The organism is Streptomyces bikiniensis, assembly GCF_000716625.1.
Classification (GTDB): Bacteria; Actinomycetota; Actinomycetes; order Streptomycetales; family Streptomycetaceae; genus Streptomyces; species Streptomyces bikiniensis.
The window spans coordinates 92,825-110,739 of record NZ_JNXJ01000018.1 but is presented as its reverse complement, the minus strand read 5'-3'; the positions used below and the strand labels follow the sequence as shown (position 1 = coordinate 110,739).

The 17,915-nt window shown below is 73.9% G+C and carries 12 protein-coding genes and 1 pseudogene; 4 read left to right on the top strand and 9 right to left on the bottom strand.

Annotated elements, in window-relative coordinates; all coding sequences use genetic code 11:
* Positions 1-4: 4 nt before the first annotated feature.
* From OO47_RS16660 to OO47_RS16645, 4 genes are all read right to left on the bottom strand, one after another.
* Positions 5-1,471, bottom strand: coding sequence for an NCS2 family permease (locus tag OO47_RS16660; RefSeq protein ID WP_030211923.1), 1,467 nt, complete (start codon positions 1,469-1,471; stop codon positions 5-7).
* A 203-nt stretch (positions 1,472-1,674) separates the two neighbouring features.
* Positions 1,675-4,080: a xanthine dehydrogenase subunit D gene (pucD, locus tag OO47_RS16655; RefSeq protein WP_030211921.1), complete on the bottom strand. Its 2,406-nt coding sequence runs from the start codon at positions 4,078-4,080 to the stop codon at positions 1,675-1,677.
* A 2-nt stretch (positions 4,081-4,082) separates the two neighbouring features.
* Complete coding sequence (locus tag OO47_RS16650) at positions 4,083-4,670, bottom strand: (2Fe-2S)-binding protein (protein WP_030211919.1); 588 nt, start codon at positions 4,668-4,670, stop codon at positions 4,083-4,085.
* Between the two features lies 1 nt (position 4,671).
* Entirely contained in the window at positions 4,672-5,562 is an 891-nt protein-coding gene (locus OO47_RS16645) for an FAD binding domain-containing protein (protein ID WP_030211918.1), read from the bottom strand.
* Between the two features lie 309 nt (positions 5,563-5,871).
* Between OO47_RS16645 and OO47_RS16640 the strand changes: the two genes are divergently transcribed.
* The gene (locus OO47_RS16640) at positions 5,872-7,569 is read left to right on the top strand and encodes a PucR family transcriptional regulator (RefSeq protein ID WP_030211915.1); all 1,698 of its coding nucleotides are present in this window, start codon (positions 5,872-5,874) and stop codon (positions 7,567-7,569) included.
* Between the two features lie 323 nt (positions 7,570-7,892).
* The gene (locus OO47_RS16635; RefSeq protein WP_030211911.1) at positions 7,893-8,681 is read left to right on the top strand and encodes a hypothetical protein; all 789 of its coding nucleotides are present in this window, start codon (positions 7,893-7,895) and stop codon (positions 8,679-8,681) included.
* A 33-nt stretch (positions 8,682-8,714) separates the two neighbouring features.
* On the opposite strand, the gene OO47_RS16630 is transcribed toward OO47_RS16635, so the two are convergent.
* Together OO47_RS16630 and OO47_RS16625 are read right to left on the bottom strand one after the other, a co-directional pair.
* The gene (locus tag OO47_RS16630; protein WP_030211908.1) at positions 8,715-10,382 is read right to left on the bottom strand and encodes a WD40 repeat domain-containing protein; all 1,668 of its coding nucleotides are present in this window, start codon (positions 10,380-10,382) and stop codon (positions 8,715-8,717) included.
* A gap of 65 nt (positions 10,383-10,447) precedes the next feature.
* Positions 10,448-11,122 (bottom strand): annotated as a pseudogene (locus tag OO47_RS16625) (GntR family transcriptional regulator); the annotation flags it as partial.
* Positions 11,123-11,744: 622 nt separating this feature from the next.
* Here OO47_RS16625 and OO47_RS16620 point away from each other — a divergent pair.
* Positions 11,745-12,611, top strand: a complete 867-nt coding sequence (locus tag OO47_RS16620; protein ID WP_030211903.1) for a (2Fe-2S)-binding protein — start codon at positions 11,745-11,747, stop codon at positions 12,609-12,611.
* A 194-nt stretch (positions 12,612-12,805) separates the two neighbouring features.
* Complete coding sequence (locus OO47_RS16615; protein WP_030211901.1) at positions 12,806-13,918, top strand: DUF2637 domain-containing protein; 1,113 nt, start codon at positions 12,806-12,808, stop codon at positions 13,916-13,918.
* 34 nt (positions 13,919-13,952) lie between these two features.
* Here OO47_RS16615 and OO47_RS16610 read toward each other — a convergent pair whose 3' ends face one another.
* The 3 genes from OO47_RS16610 to OO47_RS16600 form a co-directional block, all read right to left on the bottom strand.
* Positions 13,953-14,357, bottom strand: coding sequence for an ATP-binding protein (locus tag OO47_RS16610; protein WP_030211898.1), 405 nt, complete (start codon positions 14,355-14,357; stop codon positions 13,953-13,955).
* A gap of 85 nt (positions 14,358-14,442) precedes the next feature.
* Positions 14,443-16,185 carry a pyruvate dehydrogenase gene (locus OO47_RS16605; protein ID WP_030211895.1) on the bottom strand — a complete coding sequence of 581 codons (1,743 nt, stop codon included), beginning with the start codon at positions 16,183-16,185 and terminating at the stop codon, positions 14,443-14,445.
* Positions 16,186-16,212: 27 nt separating this feature from the next.
* The gene (locus OO47_RS16600; protein WP_030211892.1) at positions 16,213-17,826 is read right to left on the bottom strand and encodes a protein phosphatase 2C domain-containing protein; all 1,614 of its coding nucleotides are present in this window, start codon (positions 17,824-17,826) and stop codon (positions 16,213-16,215) included.
* Positions 17,827-17,915: the final 89 nt, after the last annotated feature.

The following is a 17,915-nucleotide window of genomic DNA, read 5'->3' as shown; positions in this document are numbered from 1 at the left end:
GGCGTCAGCCGACGCCGAGCCAGCTCTCGATCGGATGGATGGCGAAGTACACGACGAAGATCGCGGTCAGGCCCCACATGAAGGCCCCGACCTCCCGCGCCTTCCCCTGGGCGGTCTTGATCACCGCGTAGGAGATGACACCGGCGGCGACACCGGTGGTGATGGTGTACGTGAACGGCATCAGGACCACGGTGAGGAAGACCGGGATCGCCACGGAGCGGTCGCTCCAGTCCACGTGCTTGGCGTTCTGCATCATCATCGAGCCGATGACGACCAGGGCCGCGGCGGCGACCTCCTGCGGCACGATCGCGGTGAGCGGGGTGAAGAAGAGGCAGAGGGCGAAGAAGCCGCCGGTGACCACGGAGGCCAGGCCGGTGCGGGCGCCCTCGCCGACGCCGGTGGCGGACTCGACGAAGACCGTCTGGCCCGAGGCTCCGGCGCCGCCGCCGATGATGCCGCCCGCGCCGTCGATGAAGAGGGCCTTGGAGAGGCCGGGCATGCGGCCCTTGTCGTCGGCGAGCTTGGCCTCGGTGCCGACGCCCAGGATGGTGGCCATGGCGTCGAAGAAGCCGGCGAGCACCAGGGTGAAGACGATCATGGTGATCGTGATGTAGCCGACGTCGCCCCAGCCGCTGAAGGACACGTCCCCGATGAGGGAGAAGTCGGGGGCGGAGACCGCGCTGCCGTCGAGCTCCGGCGGGCCGGAGAACCAGGCCTTGGCGGGTATGTCGGCGATCGCGTTGAGGACCACCGCGACGACCGTGCCGACGACGATGCCGATGAGGATGGCGCCGGGGACGTTGCGGGCCTGGAGGGCGAAGATCAGGAGCAGGGTGACGGCGAAGATCAGGACGGGCCAGCCCTGGAGTTCACCGGCCGGGCCGAGGGAGACGGGGCCGCCGCCCGGGGCGGGGTTCTCGTGGACGAAGCCGGCCTTCACGAAGCCGATGATCGCGATGAAGAGCCCTATGCCGATGGTGATGGCGTGCTTCAGGGCGAGCGGGATCGCGTTCATGATCATCTCGCGGAGGCCGGTGACCACCAGGAGGCAGATCACCGCGCCGTACGCCACGGACATGCCCATGGCCTGCGGCCAGGTCATGACGGGGACGACCTGCGAGGCCATGACGCCGGAGACGCTCAGACCGGCGGCGAGGGCGAGCGGGACCTTGCCCCAGAAGCCCATGAGGAGGGTCGTCGCGGCCGCGGCGAGGGCGGTGGCGGTGATGAGCGCCGGCTGGCCGAGCAGATTGCCGTCGACGTCCTTGCCGCTGAGGATCAGGGGGTTGAGCAGGAGGATGTACGCCATCGCCATGAAGGTGGTGACGCCGCCGCGGACCTCCGTCGCGACGGTGGATCCTCTCTCCGAGATGTGAAAGTACCGGTCGAGCCAAGACCTGCCGGCGGGGTTGCGCGAGCCGGAGCCCGCGTCATCGGCGCTGGTCTTGGGCTCCACTGACGACTGGGTCATGGGGCCTACTCCCAAGGTTCAAAGGGGCACCCGCGTCGGACTTCGAAGGGTTCTGGTCCGGCTGAAGCCGCGGGATTTGGGATGCTGCGTGGCTGCACGACCCGGGGGACGGCCCGAGACGAACGGGGTGGTGCGTGGGGGCTCCGGGCGGTACGGGCGGGGAGGGTGACGTTCCCGGGACGGGCCGTACCGCCCGGAGGGTCCTACAGGGTGCCGGTGAGCGCCTCGGGGCGGACCGGCGTCTTGTTGAGCTCCAGGCCCGTCGCGTTCCGGATCGCCGCGAGGACGGCCGGGGTGGACGACAGGGTCGGGGCCTCGCCGAGTCCCCGCAGGCCGTACGGCGCGTTGGGGTCGGCGAGTTCGAGCACGTCGACCGGGATGGTCGGCGTGTCGAGGATCGTCGGGATCAGGTAGTCCGTGAAGGAGGGGTTGCGCACCTTCGCGGTCTTCGGGTCCACGATGATCTCTTCCATCACCGCGACGCCCAGGCCCTGGGTGGTGCCACCCTGGATCTGGCCGACGACGGAGAGCATGTTGAGCGCCTTGCCGACGTCCTGGGCGGTGGCGAGCTCGACGACCTTGACGAGGCCGAGCTCGGTGTCCACCTCGACGACCGCGCGGTGGGCGGCGAAGGTGTACTGGACGTGGCCGTCGCCCTGGCCGGTGACCAGGTCGAAGGGGACGGTCGGGCGGTGCCGGAACTCCAGCTCCAGGTCGATCGGGTCCTCGCCCTCCAGGACGTCGGCGAGGGTCGCGAGGACCTCGCCGCCGTCGGTGACGACCTTGCCGCCCTCCAGGAGGAGTTCGGCGGTCGCCCAGGCGGGGTGGTAGGAGCCGTTCTTGCGGCGGCCGATCTCCAGGACCTTCTCGCGGACGGCCTCGCAGGTGTTCTTCACCGCGCCGCCGGTCATGTACGTCTGCCGGGAGGCGGACGTGGAGCCGGCGGAGCCGACCTGGGTGTCGGCCGGGTGGATGGTCACCTGGGTGACGCCGAGCTCGGTGCGGGCGATCTGGGCGTGCACGGTGACGCCGCCCTGGCCGACCTCCGCCATGGCCGTGTGGACCATGGCGACGGGCTCGCCGTTGATGACCTGGAGGACCACGCGGGCGGTCGAGTAGTCGTCGAAGCCCTCGGAGAAGCCGACGTTCTTGATGCCGACGGCGTAGCCGACGCCGCGGACGACGCCCTCGCCGTGCGTGGTGTTGGAGAGGCCGCCGGGCAGCGCGCGGACGTCCGCGCCCTCGCCGGCCGACTCCCACTGGCGCTCGGGCGGCATCGGGCGGGCCTTGACCCGGCGGAGCAGCTCGGCGACCGGGGCGGGCGAGTCGACGACCTGTCCCGTGGGCATGAGCGTGCCCTGTTCCATGGCGTTGATCTGCCGGAACTCGACCGGGTCCATGCCCAGCTTCGCCGCGAGCTTGTCCATCTGCGCCTCGTACGCGAAGCACGCCTGGACCGCGCCGAAGCCGCGCATCGCGCCGCAGGGCGGGTTGTTGGTGTAGAGGGCGACGGCCTCGATCTCGACGTCGTCGACCACGTACGGGCCGGCGCCGAGCGAGGAGGCGTTGCCGACGACGGCCGGGGAGGCCGAGGCGTAGGCGCCGCCGTCGAGGACGATCCGGGCCTTGAGGTGGGTGAGCTTGCCGTCCTTGGTGGCGCCGTGCTCGTAGTGGAGCTTCGCCGGGTGGCGGTGCACGTGGCCGAAGAAGGACTCGAAGCGGTTGTAGACGATCTTGACCGGCTTGCCGGTGCGGAGCGCCAGGAGGCAGGCGTGGATCTGCATCGACAGGTCCTCGCGGCCGCCGAAGGCGCCGCCGACGCCGGAGAGCGTCATGCGGACCTTCTCCTCGGGCAGGCCGAGGACGGGCGCGATCTGGCGCAGGTCGGAGTGGAGCCACTGGGTGGCGACGTACAGGTCGACGCCGCCGTCCTCGGCGGGCACGGCGAGGCCGGACTCGGGTCCGAGGAAGGCCTGGTCCTGCATGCCGAAGACGTACTCGCCCTCGACGATCACGTCGGCCCGCTTGCGGGCCTCCTCCACGTTTCCGCGGACGATCGGCTGGCGGTGCACGATGTTGGGGTGCGGGACGTGTCCGGCGTGGTGGTCGTCGCGGCCCTCGTGGATGAGGGGCGCGTCGGGGGCGAGCGCGGAGGCCTCGTCGGTGACGAGGGGCAGCTCCTTGTACTCGATCCTCACCTTGGCGGCGGCGCGGCGGGCCGTCTCCGGGTGGTCGGCGGCGATCAGGGCGACCGGCTCGCCGTGGTGGCGTACGCGGCCGTGGGCGAGGACGGGGGTGTCCTGGATCTCCAGGCCGTAGTTCTTCGTCTCGGCCGGCAGGTCGTCGTAGGTGAGGACGGCGTACACGCCGGACATCGCCAGGGCCTCGGAGACGTCGATGGAGACGATCTCGGCGTGGGCGACGGTGGAGCGGAGGGTCTGGCCCCAGAGCATGTCCTCGTGCCACATGTCCGAGGAGTACGCGAACTCGCCGGTGACCTTGAGGGTGCCGTCGGGGCGGAGCGTGGACTCGCCGATGCCGCCCTTGGTGTGGTTCTGGGTGACGTTGGTGGGCGTACCGGCGGGGACGGTACGGGTGTTCTGCGCCATGGTCAGACCGCCTCTCCCTGGCGGGCGGCCGCGAGGCGGACCGCGTCGAGGATCTTCTCGTAGCCCGTGCAGCGGCACAGGTTGCCGGAGAGGGCTTCGCGGATGTCCTGGTCGGACGGGTCGCTCTGCCGCTCCAGGAGCTCGTCGGCGGCGATCAGCAGACCGGGGGTGCAGAAGCCGCACTGGACGGCGCCGGCGTCGATGAACGCCTGCTGGATCGGGCTCAGTTCGACGCCCTCGCCGGTCTGGGAGTCCTGCGTGGGCTTGGCCTGCCACTTCTTGGCGGCGTCGAGCGGGGTGCCGCAGGCGCCGGTGCCGCAGGAGCCGTGCTCCGTGCGCTCCTTGGCGTACTCGGCGAGGCCCTCGACGGTGACGACGTCGCGGCCCTCGACCTGGCCGGCGGCGACGAGGCAGGAACAGACGGGGACGCCGTCGAGGCGGACCGTGCAGGAACCGCACTCGCCCTGCTCGCAGGCGTTCTTGGAGCCGGGCAGGCCCATCCGCTCGCGCAGGACGTAGAGGAGGGACTCGCCCTCCCAGACGTCGTCGGCCTCCTGCGGACGTCCGTTGACCGTGAAATTGACGCGCATGTTATGCAGCTCCCTCAAGCGTGCGGCCGGTGCCGCGGTACTGCTCCCAGACCCAGCCGAGCTGGCGGCGGGCCATGATGCCGACGGCGTGGCGGCGGTACTTCGCGGTGCCCCGGACGTCGTCGATCGGGTTCGCGGCGCCCGAGCAGAGGTCGGCGAACTGCTTCGCGATCGACGGGGTGATGATCTTGCCGTTGTCCCAGAAGCCGCCCTCCTCCAGGGCCGCGTTCAGGAAGGCCTCGGCCTCCTTGGCGCGGATCGGGGTCGGCGCGGCGGAGCCGATGCCGGTGCGCACGGTCCGGGTCTCCGGGTGGAGCGCGAGACCGAAGGCGCAGACGGCGATGACCATCGCGTTGCGGGTGCCGACCTTGGAGTACTGCTGGGGGCCGTCCGCCTTCTTGATGTGGACGGTCTTGATGAGCTCGTCGGGCTCCAGCGCGTTGCGCTTCACGCCCGTGTAGAAGGCGTCGATCGGGATGAAGCGGCTGCCGCGCACCGACTCGACCTCGACCTCGGCGCCCGCGGCGAGCAGGGCCGGGTGGGCGTCGCCGGCCGGCGAGGCGGTGCCGAGGTTGCCGCCGACGCCGCCGCGGTTGCGGATCTGCGGGGAGGCCACCGTGTGCGAGGCGAGCGCCAGGCCGGGCAGCTCGGCCCGCAGGTTCTCCATGATCCGGGTGTACGGGACGGAGGCGCCGAGCCGGACGTTCTCCTCGCCGACCTCCCACTCGCTCAGCAGCTCGATACGGTTCAGGTCCAGGAGGTACTCGGGACGCCGGTGGTCGAAGTTGATCTCGACCATGACGTCGGTACCGCCCGCGATGGGCACGGCCGTGGGGTGCTCGGCCTTGGCGGCGAGCGCCTCCTCCCAGCTGGCGGGGCGAAGGAAGTCCATGGTGGCTCTCTTCTAGTGATTCTGGTGATCGGATGATCAGTGCGGTGCGGATGGGCCCGGGAAGACGGCCGGCCCTCGACTTGTTCATGTGCTGTTCACGCGGTGTGTGGCCTAGTACACAAGGCCACGATCGCCCGGGTGCAGTCACCGAAAACATGAAGGAGTTGGCTGGTGCCCACTGTCGTCTTGTAGATTCGAACGAAAGACGGAGAACGGAAACCTCACCGTTTCCCCATGGAAACCGTGGCACCACCGAGCGTCGACAACGCGACAACCACGACCACTGACGAGAAGGACGGCGGCGACATCATGCGGCTGCGCGCACTGCTGGAGAACGACGCTCTGGGGCTGCGCCTGCTCGGCGGCGACGACGAGCTGGACCGCACCGTCCGGGGCGTGATGACGACGGACCTCAAGGACCCCAGCCGTTACCTGTCCGGCGGGGAGCTGGTGCTGACCGGTCTCGCCTGGCTGCGGGAGCCCGAGGACGCCGAGCCCTTCGTCCGGATCCTGGCCTCGGCCGGGGTGGCGGCGCTCGCGGCGGGCGAGGCGGAGCTCGGGGACATCCCCGACGATCTCGTACAGGCGTGTTCGCGCCACCGGCTGCCGCTCTTCGCGGTCAACGAATCCGTTGCGTTCGCGACGATCACCGAGCACGTTGTTCGACAGGTGTCCGGCGAGCGGGCCGGGGACCTGGCCGCCGTCGTGGACCGGCACCGGCGCCTGATGACCTCCGGCCCAGCGGGCGGCGGCCCCGAGGTCGTGCTCGACCTGCTCGGCTCCGACCTGGACCTGCGGGCCTGGGTCCTCTCCCCCACCGGCCGCCGGATCGCGGGCGCCGGAGAGCCCCTGGACGGCAGGCTCGCCGCCTCCCTGGCCGGAGAGCACCTGGCCGCCGTCCGGACCGGCCGGCGCGGCCCGCACCGGGTCTCCGGCGGCGGCACGACGTACTCGCTCTTCCCCATCCGCAACACCGGCCGGGGTGCCGCCCCCGCCGTCCGGGACGTGCGCGAGACGGTCCTCTCGGACTGGCTGCTCGCCGTCGAGGCGGACGCCGGGGACTGGCCGGCCGCCCGGCTCGACCTGCTCCAGGGCGTGACCCAGCTGATCGCGGTCGAGCGGGACCGGCGCGACGCGGCCCGTACGGTACGGCGCCGGCTGGCCCAGGAGGTCCTGGAGCTGGTGCAGACGGGCGCCGCGCCCGCCGAGATTGCGGCCCGGCTGCGGGTGGCCGCCCCGGTGCTGCTGCCCGGGCTCGGCACGGCCCCGCACTGGCAGGTGGTCGTGGCCCGGGTGGACTGGGAGCAGGAGGCCGGTCAGGGGACCCCGGTGGACGGCGGCCCGGTCGCGCAGGCGCTCCTGGAGGAGATCCTCGTGGACCCGGCGGCCGTCGGCGCCGAGTCCGCCGACCGCATCGCCGTCGCGCACAGCGGGGACGAGGCGATCGCCCTGGTGCCGCTGGCCGCCGGGCCGCTGCCGGAGAGCGAGGACGAGGACGGCGCCCCCGCCTCCGGCCTGCACGCGGACGCGCTGCTCGCCGCCGTACGGGCCCCGCTCTCCGCCGGTCTCGCCGACGACGGGCGCCTGACCCTGGGCGTCAGCGCGGCCGTGCACTCGGCGGAGGGCCTGCGCGGGGCCCTGGAGGAGGCCAGGCACGCCCGCCGGGTCGCCGCGGCCCGGCCGGGCCGGGTCTGCGCGGCCGGGCACCACGAGCTGGCCTCGCACGTGCTGCTGCTGCCGTTCGTGCCGGACGACGTCCGCCGGGCGTTCACCGCCCGGCTGCTCGACCCGCTGCGGGACTACGACCGGCGCCACCGGGCGGAGCTGATCCCGACCCTGGAGGCGTTCCTGGACTGCGACGGCTCCTGGACGCGCTGCGCCTCCCGGCTCCACCTGCACGTGAACACGCTGCGGTACCGGGTGGGCCGGATCGAGCAGCTCACCGGCCGCGACCTGTCCCGCCTGGAGGACAAGCTCGACTTCTTCCTGGCGCTGCGGATGAGCTGAGGCGCCGCGTCCACGCCTTCGGCGAAGACCCGGAAAAGCATCCGGAAATTCACTCCTCCGGAGGAGTCCGAAGGAGTGGCGTACGGCCTGGTGGGGGCCCGTCGGCCGGATCGGCCGACGGGTCGCGCCGGGGCCCGATCCCGGGCCCGGCGGCGATCTGACGGACCGTCGGGGGCCCTCCGAAGGGTGGTCACCCCACCGATCGCCCCTTTGTGAAATCTTTCACCCGACCCCTTGGCCGGGAATGCCCCTTCGTGCTGAGATGCGGGTCTACTCAACAGCTCGATGGCGCGCTCGGGGAGGGCAATGTGGCGGATACCGCCATGTCTGGTTCCGAATCAAGGGATGGCGAAGATCCGTCCCTCGCCCACGGCAAGGAGACCCCCGTGGAGACGGCCGTCTGGCGTCTCCGCTCCCGGGGCTGCTGGACGGACGCGGCCGCGCTGCTCGCGCCGCGCGCCGCCGAACCGGCCGCCGCGCTCGAACGGGCCGCGCTGCTCATCGAGCGCTGCCTCTACACCGAGAAGGGCTGGGCCGACGCCGAGGAGGCGCTGCGGGCGGCCGAGGCGGTCGCCCGCACCGACGAGGAGCGCGGGGCCGCCGCCTGCGAACGCGGTTACCTCGCCTACGCGTCCACCCTGCTCGGGGTCCGCGACCGGGCCGACGAGGCCCGGATGGCGCTGGGCCGGGCGGCGGCGCTGATCGCCCCCGCCGCCGAGGGCCGGCCGCTGCTCGACTTCCGGCGCGGCCTGGTCGCCCAGAACCTCGGCGACTCCCCGCAGGCGGCCCGCGCCGCGTACCGCAGGGCGCACGCGGGGGCGGCCGCCCAGGGCGATGCGCTGCTGCTCTCCTCCACCTGGCGTCACCTCGCCGGACTGGCCCTGCGGGAGGGCGAGTTGGCGGAGGCGAGACACGGCTTCGCCGAATCGCTGCGGATCCGCGAGGAGTTGGGCTACCTGGTCGGTACGGCTCCGGCCCTCACGGCCCTGGCCACCACGGAGACGGAGCCGGAGGCCGGGCGGCTGCGGGCGGAGGCGAGGCGCCTGTTCCGGCTGCTCGGCGGGGTGCCCACCTGGCTGGCGGCCCAGCTCACTCCCCACCCGGCCACCTGAAAGGCCTTCGCACCGAGGAGTTCTGACGTCACGTCACTCCTTCGCCGCGAGGCAGAGCAGGCTCTCGTCGGTGCCGACGAGGAGGGACCCGGAGCCGGTGACGGCGACGGCGCGGACCGGGGGCCCCGGCCGGAAGGAGAGCTTCGGACCGCCCTCCGGCCGGTGCAGCTCCACGAGGCCGTCGCCCCAGGCCGCGGCGACCAGGGGGCCGTTCGGGGTCTCCGCGGCGTGCAGGGAGACCACCGGCGAGCGGCGCTCGGCGAGGGGTTCGGGGCGCGGATCGCGGCCCGGGGTCCAGAGCCGTACGGTCCCGTCGGCGCCGCCCGAGCAGACGAAGGGGGTCTCGGACTCCACCGCCGCGACCGCCGTGACCCGGCCGCTGTGGGAGGCCGCCTGGTGGAGTCCGGTGAGGCCGAAGGCGTGCACGGAGCCGAGCCGGTCCCCCACCACCACCGACCCGCCGATCGCCGCGAGGGCCGTGCCGGGGTGGCGGGCGAGGGTCGCGGAGACCGCCTCGGTGAGGCGCTCCAGGTACGGGGGCCGGGGCGCCGTCCCCCGTACGGTGTGCAGTCGGCCCCGGTCGTCCAGGATCAGCACCGTGCCGTCCGGCGCGGGCGCGAGGGCGGTGGGCCGGCCGGGGACGGTGTGCGCCAGGCGCCCGGCGGAGGTCGCGTCGGCCTCGTGCAGCAGGCGTACGGTGCCGGTGCGGTCGCCCACGAGCAGGGTGCCCTCCAGCGGGCCGCCCGCCGAGCCGAGGACGGTGACGGGTCCCGGCCAGGGCGGGGTCAGGTCGCCCCGGTGGCGGGCCCAGCGGAGCCGCCAGGGCGCGGCGGCGGCGAGCTCCGCGAGGGCGGGGCGCAGCCGCGGGTCGGCCCCGTCGCCGAGCGCGGCGAGCAGCACCAGGGCCCGGTCCGCCGGGGGTTGGGCCCGGCAGAGGGACTGCCCGGCCCGCATCCAGGCGGTGCGCAGCCCGCCGTGGTCGTCGGTGGTGGTCTCGCCGGGGCGGCCGGACGGCTCGGGCCCGTCGAGGGTGCCGGGCACGCCGGCCGGGGCGGAGCCGGTGACGTACGCCGTGGTGACGAGCAGCGGGTCGGCGGCGCAGACGGCCGCCGGGTCGGAGAGGTCCGGCAGCGGCCGGGCGGGCTCCTCGGGCGGGTCGAGGGGGCCGCCGTCGCGGTCGAGGTCCACGACGGCGGCCCGGCGGCCGGCGCGCAGGGCGGCGAGGGCGGGGGTGTCGTCGCGGGCCTCGACCACGAGGCGGATCCGGCCCACCCCGGCGAGTTCCGTGACCAGCCGGGCGAGCGCGTCGGGTTCGGCGGCGGCGTGCAGGTCCGTGAGGAGGAGGACGGCCCGGCCGGTGGGGCGCGCCTCGCTGGTGGCGAGGGCGTCGACGAGGTCGCCCGGGGTTCCGGCGACCACGCCGAGGCGGTCGGCGACGGTCCAGGCCGCGCCGAGGGCGCTCTGTCCGGCCAGCGGGACGAGGACCCGGGCGGGGCGGCGGCGGGTGCGGCCGGAGCGCGGGCCGTGCGCGGCGAGCCAGCCGAGCAGGGCGGTCTTGCCGCTGCCGGGGGCGCCGGTGACGAGGCAGAGCCGGGGCGCGTCGGGGTCGGTGAGCCAGCCGAGCAGGGCCGCGGCCCCGGGCTCCGTACCGGTGGCGGGCCGGCGTCCGTCCCAGGCCGGGGACGGGGTCGCGGACGGCATGGGGACACCTCACGGACGGCACGGTGCGAGCGGCTGACGCCCATGACCTTAGTCGTCCCGGGCGCTCAGCACTCCGATCCGGTGAAGTGCTCCCGCACCAGGGCCCGGACGACCGTCAGGTCCTGGGCGATCAGGGCGTCGAGCAGGGCGGTGTGCTCGGCGGCGTCGGCGACGAGGACGCCGTGGCGGAGGGTGGGGGCGCTGATCAGGGGCCACTGGGAGCGGCGGTGGAGGTCGTCGGCGACGGCGAGGAGCTGCTGGTTCCCGGCGAGGGAGAGGACGGCCCGGTGGAAGGCGCGGTCGGCCTCGGCGTAGTGGGCGCGGTCGCCCCGGGCGGCGGCGGTCGCGGTGGCCTCGGCCAGCGGGCGCAGCTCGGCCCAGCGGGCGGCGGGGACGGTGCGGGCGAGCCGCAGCATGACGGGGACCTCGATGAGCGCGCGGATCTCGGCCAGCTCGGCCAGTTCGCGGGGGGTGCGCTCGGCGACGCGGAAGCCGCGGTTCGGCACGACCTCGACGGCGCCCTCGACGGCCAGGCGCTGCATGGCCTCGCGGACGGGGGTCGCGGAGACGCCGAAGCGCTCGGCGAGGGCGGGCGCGGAGTACACCTCGCCGGGGACCAGTTCGCCCCCGACGAGGGCGGTGCGGAGCGCTTCGAGGATCTGCCCCCGGACCGAGTGCCGCCGCACGGGCCGGGGCACGAGCCCGACCGCCTCACCGTGGGTGTGCTCGCCCCGCGCGTCCGGAACCTCCGGGACCGCGTCTCGCCCCTGCCCGGGGCGCGGGTCCGCGCTCCGACCCGGGGCCGTGCCCCGACCCCGCCCCGGGCGCCGCCCGGGGTGCGGGGTCGCGCCCTGCTTCGGGTGCCGGCCCGGACGTGGCTCCGCGGTCCGTGCCGGGTCCGGGGCCGTGGCCCGGTCCCGGCCGGGGCGCCGGTCCGGGCGCGGCTCCGTGTCGCGTCCCCGGTCCGGGCGCGGGACCGGGGCGGCCGCTTCGCGCTCGCGATCCGCGTCCTGGTCCCGGCCCGGTTCCGGGCTCCGGGCCTGGTCCGGTACGCGGGAGGGTCGCGCGGGCCCGGCCGGGGCCGTCGGCCGGTCGTGCGCGGCGTCGGCGGGGGGCGAGGCCGGGGACGGGGTCTCCGTCGTCCGCTCGCGCGCCGCTCCCTGCTCCACCCGGGTCCTCCTGGGGCCTCGTGCCGGTCCCGGCTCGCGTCGCGCGGGACCTCTGTGCACCATAGGCGAACGAGCCGCCGTCAGGGGTGTGAGAGACGCCTCGCAGGTCGGAACGGTGTGCTGGTGGTGAGACAGCCGATCGAATCGGGTAAGGTAAGCCTTACCTGCCAACGATCGCGATTCGGTGGTCCGCATGACCGTCCCCGCCCTGTTGTCCGCCCCGCCCGCCTCGCCCGTCGCGGCCTCCTACGCCCGCCTCGCCGAGGTCTTCTCGTACCTGCGCATAGAGGAACACGCCCCGGGCGCACTCCTGCCGCGCGGCGAGGGCTGGGTCGGCGCCGAGGCGCTCGCGGCCGGCGGAGCCGAGCTGGACGCCTTCCTGGCCTGGGACGACGAGCAGGTGCTGCGCGACTACGGCACCCGGGCCCGTCCCGACGTCGTCGCCGGCTTCGGGCTGCACCGCTACGCCTGGCCCGCCTGCCTCCTGGTCACCGTCCCCTGGTTCCTGCACCGCCGGGTCCCCCGCCTGCCCGTCCGGAACGTGGCCTTCCAGCGCGCCCTCGGCCGCATGGCGGTCCGGATCGAGGAGTTCGCCTGCCTGCCGGACGACCCCGCCGCGGCCCTGCCCGGCGCCCGGGTCGTCGCCGACGAGGAGGCACTGCGGGCCGAGGTGCGCTCCTCGCTCGCCGAACACTTCGAGGCGGTCCTCGACGGCTTCGGCTCCCGGATGCGGCGCGGCCGCCGGGCCCTGTGGGGGATGGCGACGGACGAGATCGTCGAGGGCCTCTGGTACGTCGGCACCCTGCTCGGCGAGGAGCGGCGCGCGACGGAGGAGCTGGAACTCCTCATGCCGGGCACCGCCAAGCCGTACAAGCCGTACGCGGGGGCCGCGGGCTTCCGGGAGCTGCCCGGCGCCGAGGGGCCGGACGGCGCCCCGCTGACCACCCGGGACCGGGCCACCTGCTGCTTCTTCTACACGCTGCGCCCCGAGGACACCTGCGTCACCTGCCCGCGCACCTGCGACGCCGACCGGGTCCAGCGGCTGACCGCGGCCGCCTGACGATCACACCACCCGGAAGGGTGACGTCAATCGAACACAACTCCCTTCCCTTGCAAGGGCGTTCGACCAGATCGCCCCTATTCGTATGGCCCCGCACCCCGATGGCGTGCTCTTGCCCCGAAACGGCGTGAGCATCGCGCGGGGTCGGTCAGTATGGGCGACCGAACGCCCTACCGCGATGCAAGGGACACCGCATGAGACTGACCGACATATCGCTGGACTGGCTGCTCCCGGGCGGCGTGATGGTCGCCGGAGTCCTGACGGCGGTGGCGGTGCTCGCGCGCGGGAAGCGCGCCGGTGACCAGGCCCCGGCCGAGGACTCCTGGGAACGCAGCGAGGAGCGCCGCAGGCGCAAGGAGGCGGTCTACGGATTCGCCTCGTACGGCCTGCTGTTCTGCTGTGCGGCCGTCGCGGCCGCGCTCTCCTTCCACGGGCTCGTGGGCTTCGGCCGCCAGAACCTCAGCCTCTCCGGCGGCTGGGAGTACCTGGTGCCCTTCGGCCTCGACGGCGCCGCCATGTTCTGCTCGGTGCTCGCCGTCCGCGAGGCCAGCCACGGCGACGCGGCCCTCGGCTCGCGCCTGCTCGTCTGGCTGTTCGCGGGCGCGGCGGCCTGGTTCAACTGGGTGCACGCGCCCAGGGGCTTCGGCCACGACGGGGCCCCGCACTTCTTCGCGGGCATGTCCCTCTCGGCGGCGGTCCTCTTCGACCGGGCGCTGAAGCAGACCCGCCGGGCCGCGCTGCGCGAACAGGGCCTCGTGCCCCGTCCGCTGCCGCAGATCCGGATCGTCCGCTGGCTGAGGGCTCCCCGGGAGACCTTCGCGGCCTGGTCCCTGATGCTCCTGGAGGGCGTGCGGACCCTGGACGAGGCGGTCGACGAGGTCCGGGAGGACCGCAGGGAGAAGGAGCAGAACCGGATCCGCAGGCGGGACCAGGTGAAGCTGGACCGGGCCCGGCTCAAGGCGATCAACCGCCAGCACCGTTCCTTCGGGATCGGCCGCGGCGGCGGCCGCCAGGTCGAGATGGCGGCGCTGAACGCCACGGCCGCCCCGGGCTCGGCGCCCGCCCAGGTCTCCGGGTCGGGCTCCACGACGGGCGCCGTCCAGGCACCCGTCGTGGAGCCCGCCATAGCGGACCCCGGACAGCTGCCCCTTCGCCCCCGGCCGTCCCTGCAAGCCGTGAGGGGCGATGAGCCCCGGACGGGAGACTCCCGGACGGTGGACCTCACCGCCGAGGACGACACCCAGGCGCTGCCCCGTCTCGACTCCCTGGAGCGCAAGCTCAAGGACCTGGAGCAGCAGTTCGGCTGAGCGAGGAAGTACGGAGAACGGCGGGGTCGCCCCCTCAGGCGGCCCCGCCGTTCAGTTCGAACCACACCACCTTGCCCACCCCCTGGTCCTCGACTCCCCAGGAGTCGGCCAGGGCCTGGACGAGGACGAGCCCCCGGCCGTTCGTACGGTCGTCGTCGGGCAGCGCGTGCGGCGCGTCCAGGCCGGGGACGAAGTCGCGGACCTCGACCCTCAGCTGCTCGGGGACGACCGTCGCGGTCACGACGGCCCCGTGGTCGGTGTGCACCAGGGCGTTGGTCACCAGCTCGCTGGTGAGGAGTTCGGCCACGTCGGAGGCGCCAGGACCGCCCCACTTCCGCAGCAGTTCGCGTAAGGCGTGCCGTACTTCCGGTACGGCCGTGAGATCCGCGCAGCCCACCTTTCTGAGCAGTTGAGTCGGCTGTCGTGACTCCCCGGTCATGTCCCCCACCCGTGGTCGCGTCGAACAGGCTCACGGGGATGAATGCCCCACAGGACCGTCGGCACACATGGGTCGTGGCGGAGGGTCAGGGCCTGGGCACGTTCCGCAGGTTGGAACGCGCCATCTGGAGCATCTTCCCGACGCCCCCGTCCAGGACGATCTTGCTGGCGGAGAGCGCGAAGCCGGTCACCATGTCCGCCTTGATCTTGGGCGGGATGGAGAGCGCGTTGGGGTCGGTGACGACGTCCACCAGGGCCGGGCCCTTGTGCCTGAAGGCCTCCTTGAGGGCGCCCGCGAGCTGCTTGGGCTTCTCGACCCGGATGCCGTGGGCGCCGGCGGCGCGGGCGATGGCGGCGAAGTCCGGGTTCTTGTTCGTCGTCCCGTACGAGGGCAGGCCGGCGACCATCATTTCCAGCTCGACCATGCCGAGCGAGGAGTTGTTGAAGACGACGACCTTCACGGGCAGGTCGTACTGCACGAGGGTGAGGAAGTCGCCCATGAGCATGGAGAACCCGCCGTCGCCCGAGAGCGAGACGACCTGCCGGTTCAGGTCGGTGAACTGGGCGCCGATCGCCTGCGGGAGCGCGTTCGCCATCGAGCCGTGGCTGAACGAGCCGATGATCCTGCGCCGCCCGTTGGGCGTGAGGTAGCGGGCCGCCCAGACGTTGCACATGCCGGTGTCGACGGTGAAGACGGCGTCCTCGTCGGCGAGTTCGTCGATCACGGAGGCGACGTACTCGGGGTGGACGGGGACGTGCTTCTCGACCTTGCGGGTGTAGGCCTTGACGACCCCTTCGAGGGCGTCGGCGTGCTTCTTGAGCATCTTGTCGAGGAAGCGGCGGTCCTTCTTGGCCCGGACCCGGGGGATCACGCAGCGCAGGGTCTCCCGGACGTCGCCCCAGACGGCGAGGTCGAGCCGGGAGCGGCGCCCGAGGTGCTCGGCCCTGACGTCCACCTGGACAATCTTGACGTCGTCGGGCAGGAAGGCGTTGTACGGGAAGTCGGTGCCGAGCAGGATCAGCAGGTCGCACTCGTGGGTGGCCTCGTAGGCGGCGCCGTACCCGAGCAGCCCGCTCATGCCGACGTCGTACGGATTCGAGTACTGGATCCACTCCTTGCCCCGCAGGGCGTGGCCGACCGGCGCCTTGACCCGCTCGGCGAACTGCATCACCTCGGCGTGCGCCCCGGCGGTGCCGCTGCCGCAGAAGAGCGTCACCCGGTCGGCGGCGTCGATCATCCGGACCAGGGCGTCGACCTCGGCGTCCCCGGGGCGGACGGTGGGCCGGGTGGTGACGAGCGCGGACTCCACGGCCTTCTCCGGGGCCGGCTGGTCGGCGACGTCGCCGGGCAGCGAGACGACGCTGACGCCGCCGCGGCCGACGGCGTGCTGGATCGCCGTGTGGAGCAGCCGGGGCATCTGCTTCGGGCTGGAGATCAGCTCGCTGTAGTGGCTGCACTCGCGGAACAGCTGGTCGGGGTGGGTCTCCTGGAAGTAGGAGAGGCCGATCTCGCTGGACGGGATGTGCGAGGCGAGGGCCAGGACCGGGGCCATGGAGCGGTGGGCGTCGTACAGGCCGTTGATGAGGTGCAGGTTGCCCGGCCCGCAGGAGCCCGCGCAGGCGGCGAGGCCCCCGGTGATCTGGGCCTCGGCGCCCGCGGCGAAGGCGGCGACCTCCTCGTGCCGGACGTGGATCCAGTCGATGCCCTTGGTGCGGCGGATCGCGTCGACCACCGGGTTCAGACTGTCGCCGACCACGCCGTAGAGGCGTTTCACGCCCGCGCGCACGAGGATGTCGACGAACTGCTCCGCTACGTTCTGCTTGGCCATGGTCCCATCAACACACGGCCCGGTGGATCACGCCTCCCAGACGGCCACCCCCGTACGGTCATCGGCGTAACCGGTCACCCTCAGCTGGGTGTCGGCGAGGAAGGCGGCGAGACCGGGCGGCTCCGCGCCGGCCCAGCGGTCGGCGAGCTCGCGGGCGAGGTCCGGTTCGCCGCGCATCGGCTCGGCGAGGCCGGGCGAGGCGAGCAGCAGGGTGTCACCGGGACGGGCGACGGAGGCGCGGAAGCGGAACGGCTCGGCGGGCGGCGGCACGGGCTCCTCCACGAGCGGCCCCGGCGCGGTCGTGATGCCGAGGTCCATGGTGAGCCGGTCGCCCTCCTCGGTCGCCTCGGGGGTGGCCGGGGTGGCCGGCGGGGAGCCGAAGCCGACGACGGGGGCGCCCGTGACGGCGGCCCGCTCGGGCAGCAGCGGCTCGATGTCCTGCCAGGCGCCGTCGCGGAGCCGGAAGAGCCCGCCGCCGCCGATGCCGAAGAAGACCCGGGTGCGGCAGCCGGGGTCGGCGGGCAGGAGGAGGCAGCGGAGGGAGGCGGTGTACTCGTCGGGGGCGAGGTCCCGCTCGGCGGCGCGGGCGCGCAGCTTGCCGTACGTGCGGTCGGTGAGCCGGTGCAGTCCGGACTTGAGGTCGCCGCGACGGCCGGACCTGATGTCCTCGGAGAGCCGGTTGTGGCTGCGGCAGACGGCCTCCGCGATCCACCGGCAGGCGTCGGCGGCGGCGAGGTGGGCGTCCTCGGCGGCGCGGGAGCCGGCGGCGACGGCGACGAGGACGAGCGCGGCCTCGTCGTGGCCGAAGCGGGCGGTGAGGAGGGCGTCGCGGCGGGGCTCGCCCCGGAAGCGGGCCGAGTCGCCGCGCACGGAGGCGGCGCGCAGCGTGCAGGTGCCGTACCGGGCGCCGTCGAGGACGGTGTCCGCGACCACGTCGGCGAGTTCGCCGGGGCGGGCGACGGGCAGGGCGGTGGGCTCGGGGTCGTAGGTGGGCGGTCTGCTGCCGACGAAGCCGGTACGGGGGCGGGGGACGGGGACCTGGACGGTCGGGGCGTGGTCGGTGCGGGCCGACGCCTGCTCCTTCTCCGGGTCCCGTTCCTTCTCCTCCCCCGGTTCCGGTTCCGGGTCCGGGTCCTGCCCCGGCGGGTCGGGAGGCACCGGCACCTGGACGGTGGGCGCTTCGACCGGCGGGGCGGGGAAGGTCCGCGGCCCGGTCTCGGCGGCCTCCCAGGGGGCCCGCCCGGGAACGGGCGGGCCGGGAGCGTGCGGTGCGGGAGCGGGCGGCTCGGGGGCCGCGACCGGCGTGGGTGGGGCGACCGGTGCTGGTGGTGCGGGTGGTGTGGTCGGTACGGGTGGTGCGGGCGGCGCGGTCGGTACGGGTGGTGGCACGGGCTCCGGGGCGGTGCTCTTCGGCGCTGGAGCCGGTGCCGCGGCCCGGGGGCCCGGGCCCGCCGGGCGGGTCGGGCTCTTCGCGTCGGGCGGGACCGTCGTGTCGGCCGGCGCCCCGCCCGGTGGGCCCGTCGTGGCGCGGGCCGCCGTGTCGAAGCGGTCGTCGAGCGTGTCACCCGAGGCCGTCGGGCCCGTGTCCGGCGCCGACTCGTCGTAGAGCTTGTCCCACCAGCTGTCCCCCTGCTGAGTCATGCCCTTATTGTCCACCGCGCGAGGGGCCCGAAAACGGCACATCGGAAAAAGCGTTGCGACGAATGGGTGGTCCACCGGGCGACCCCACC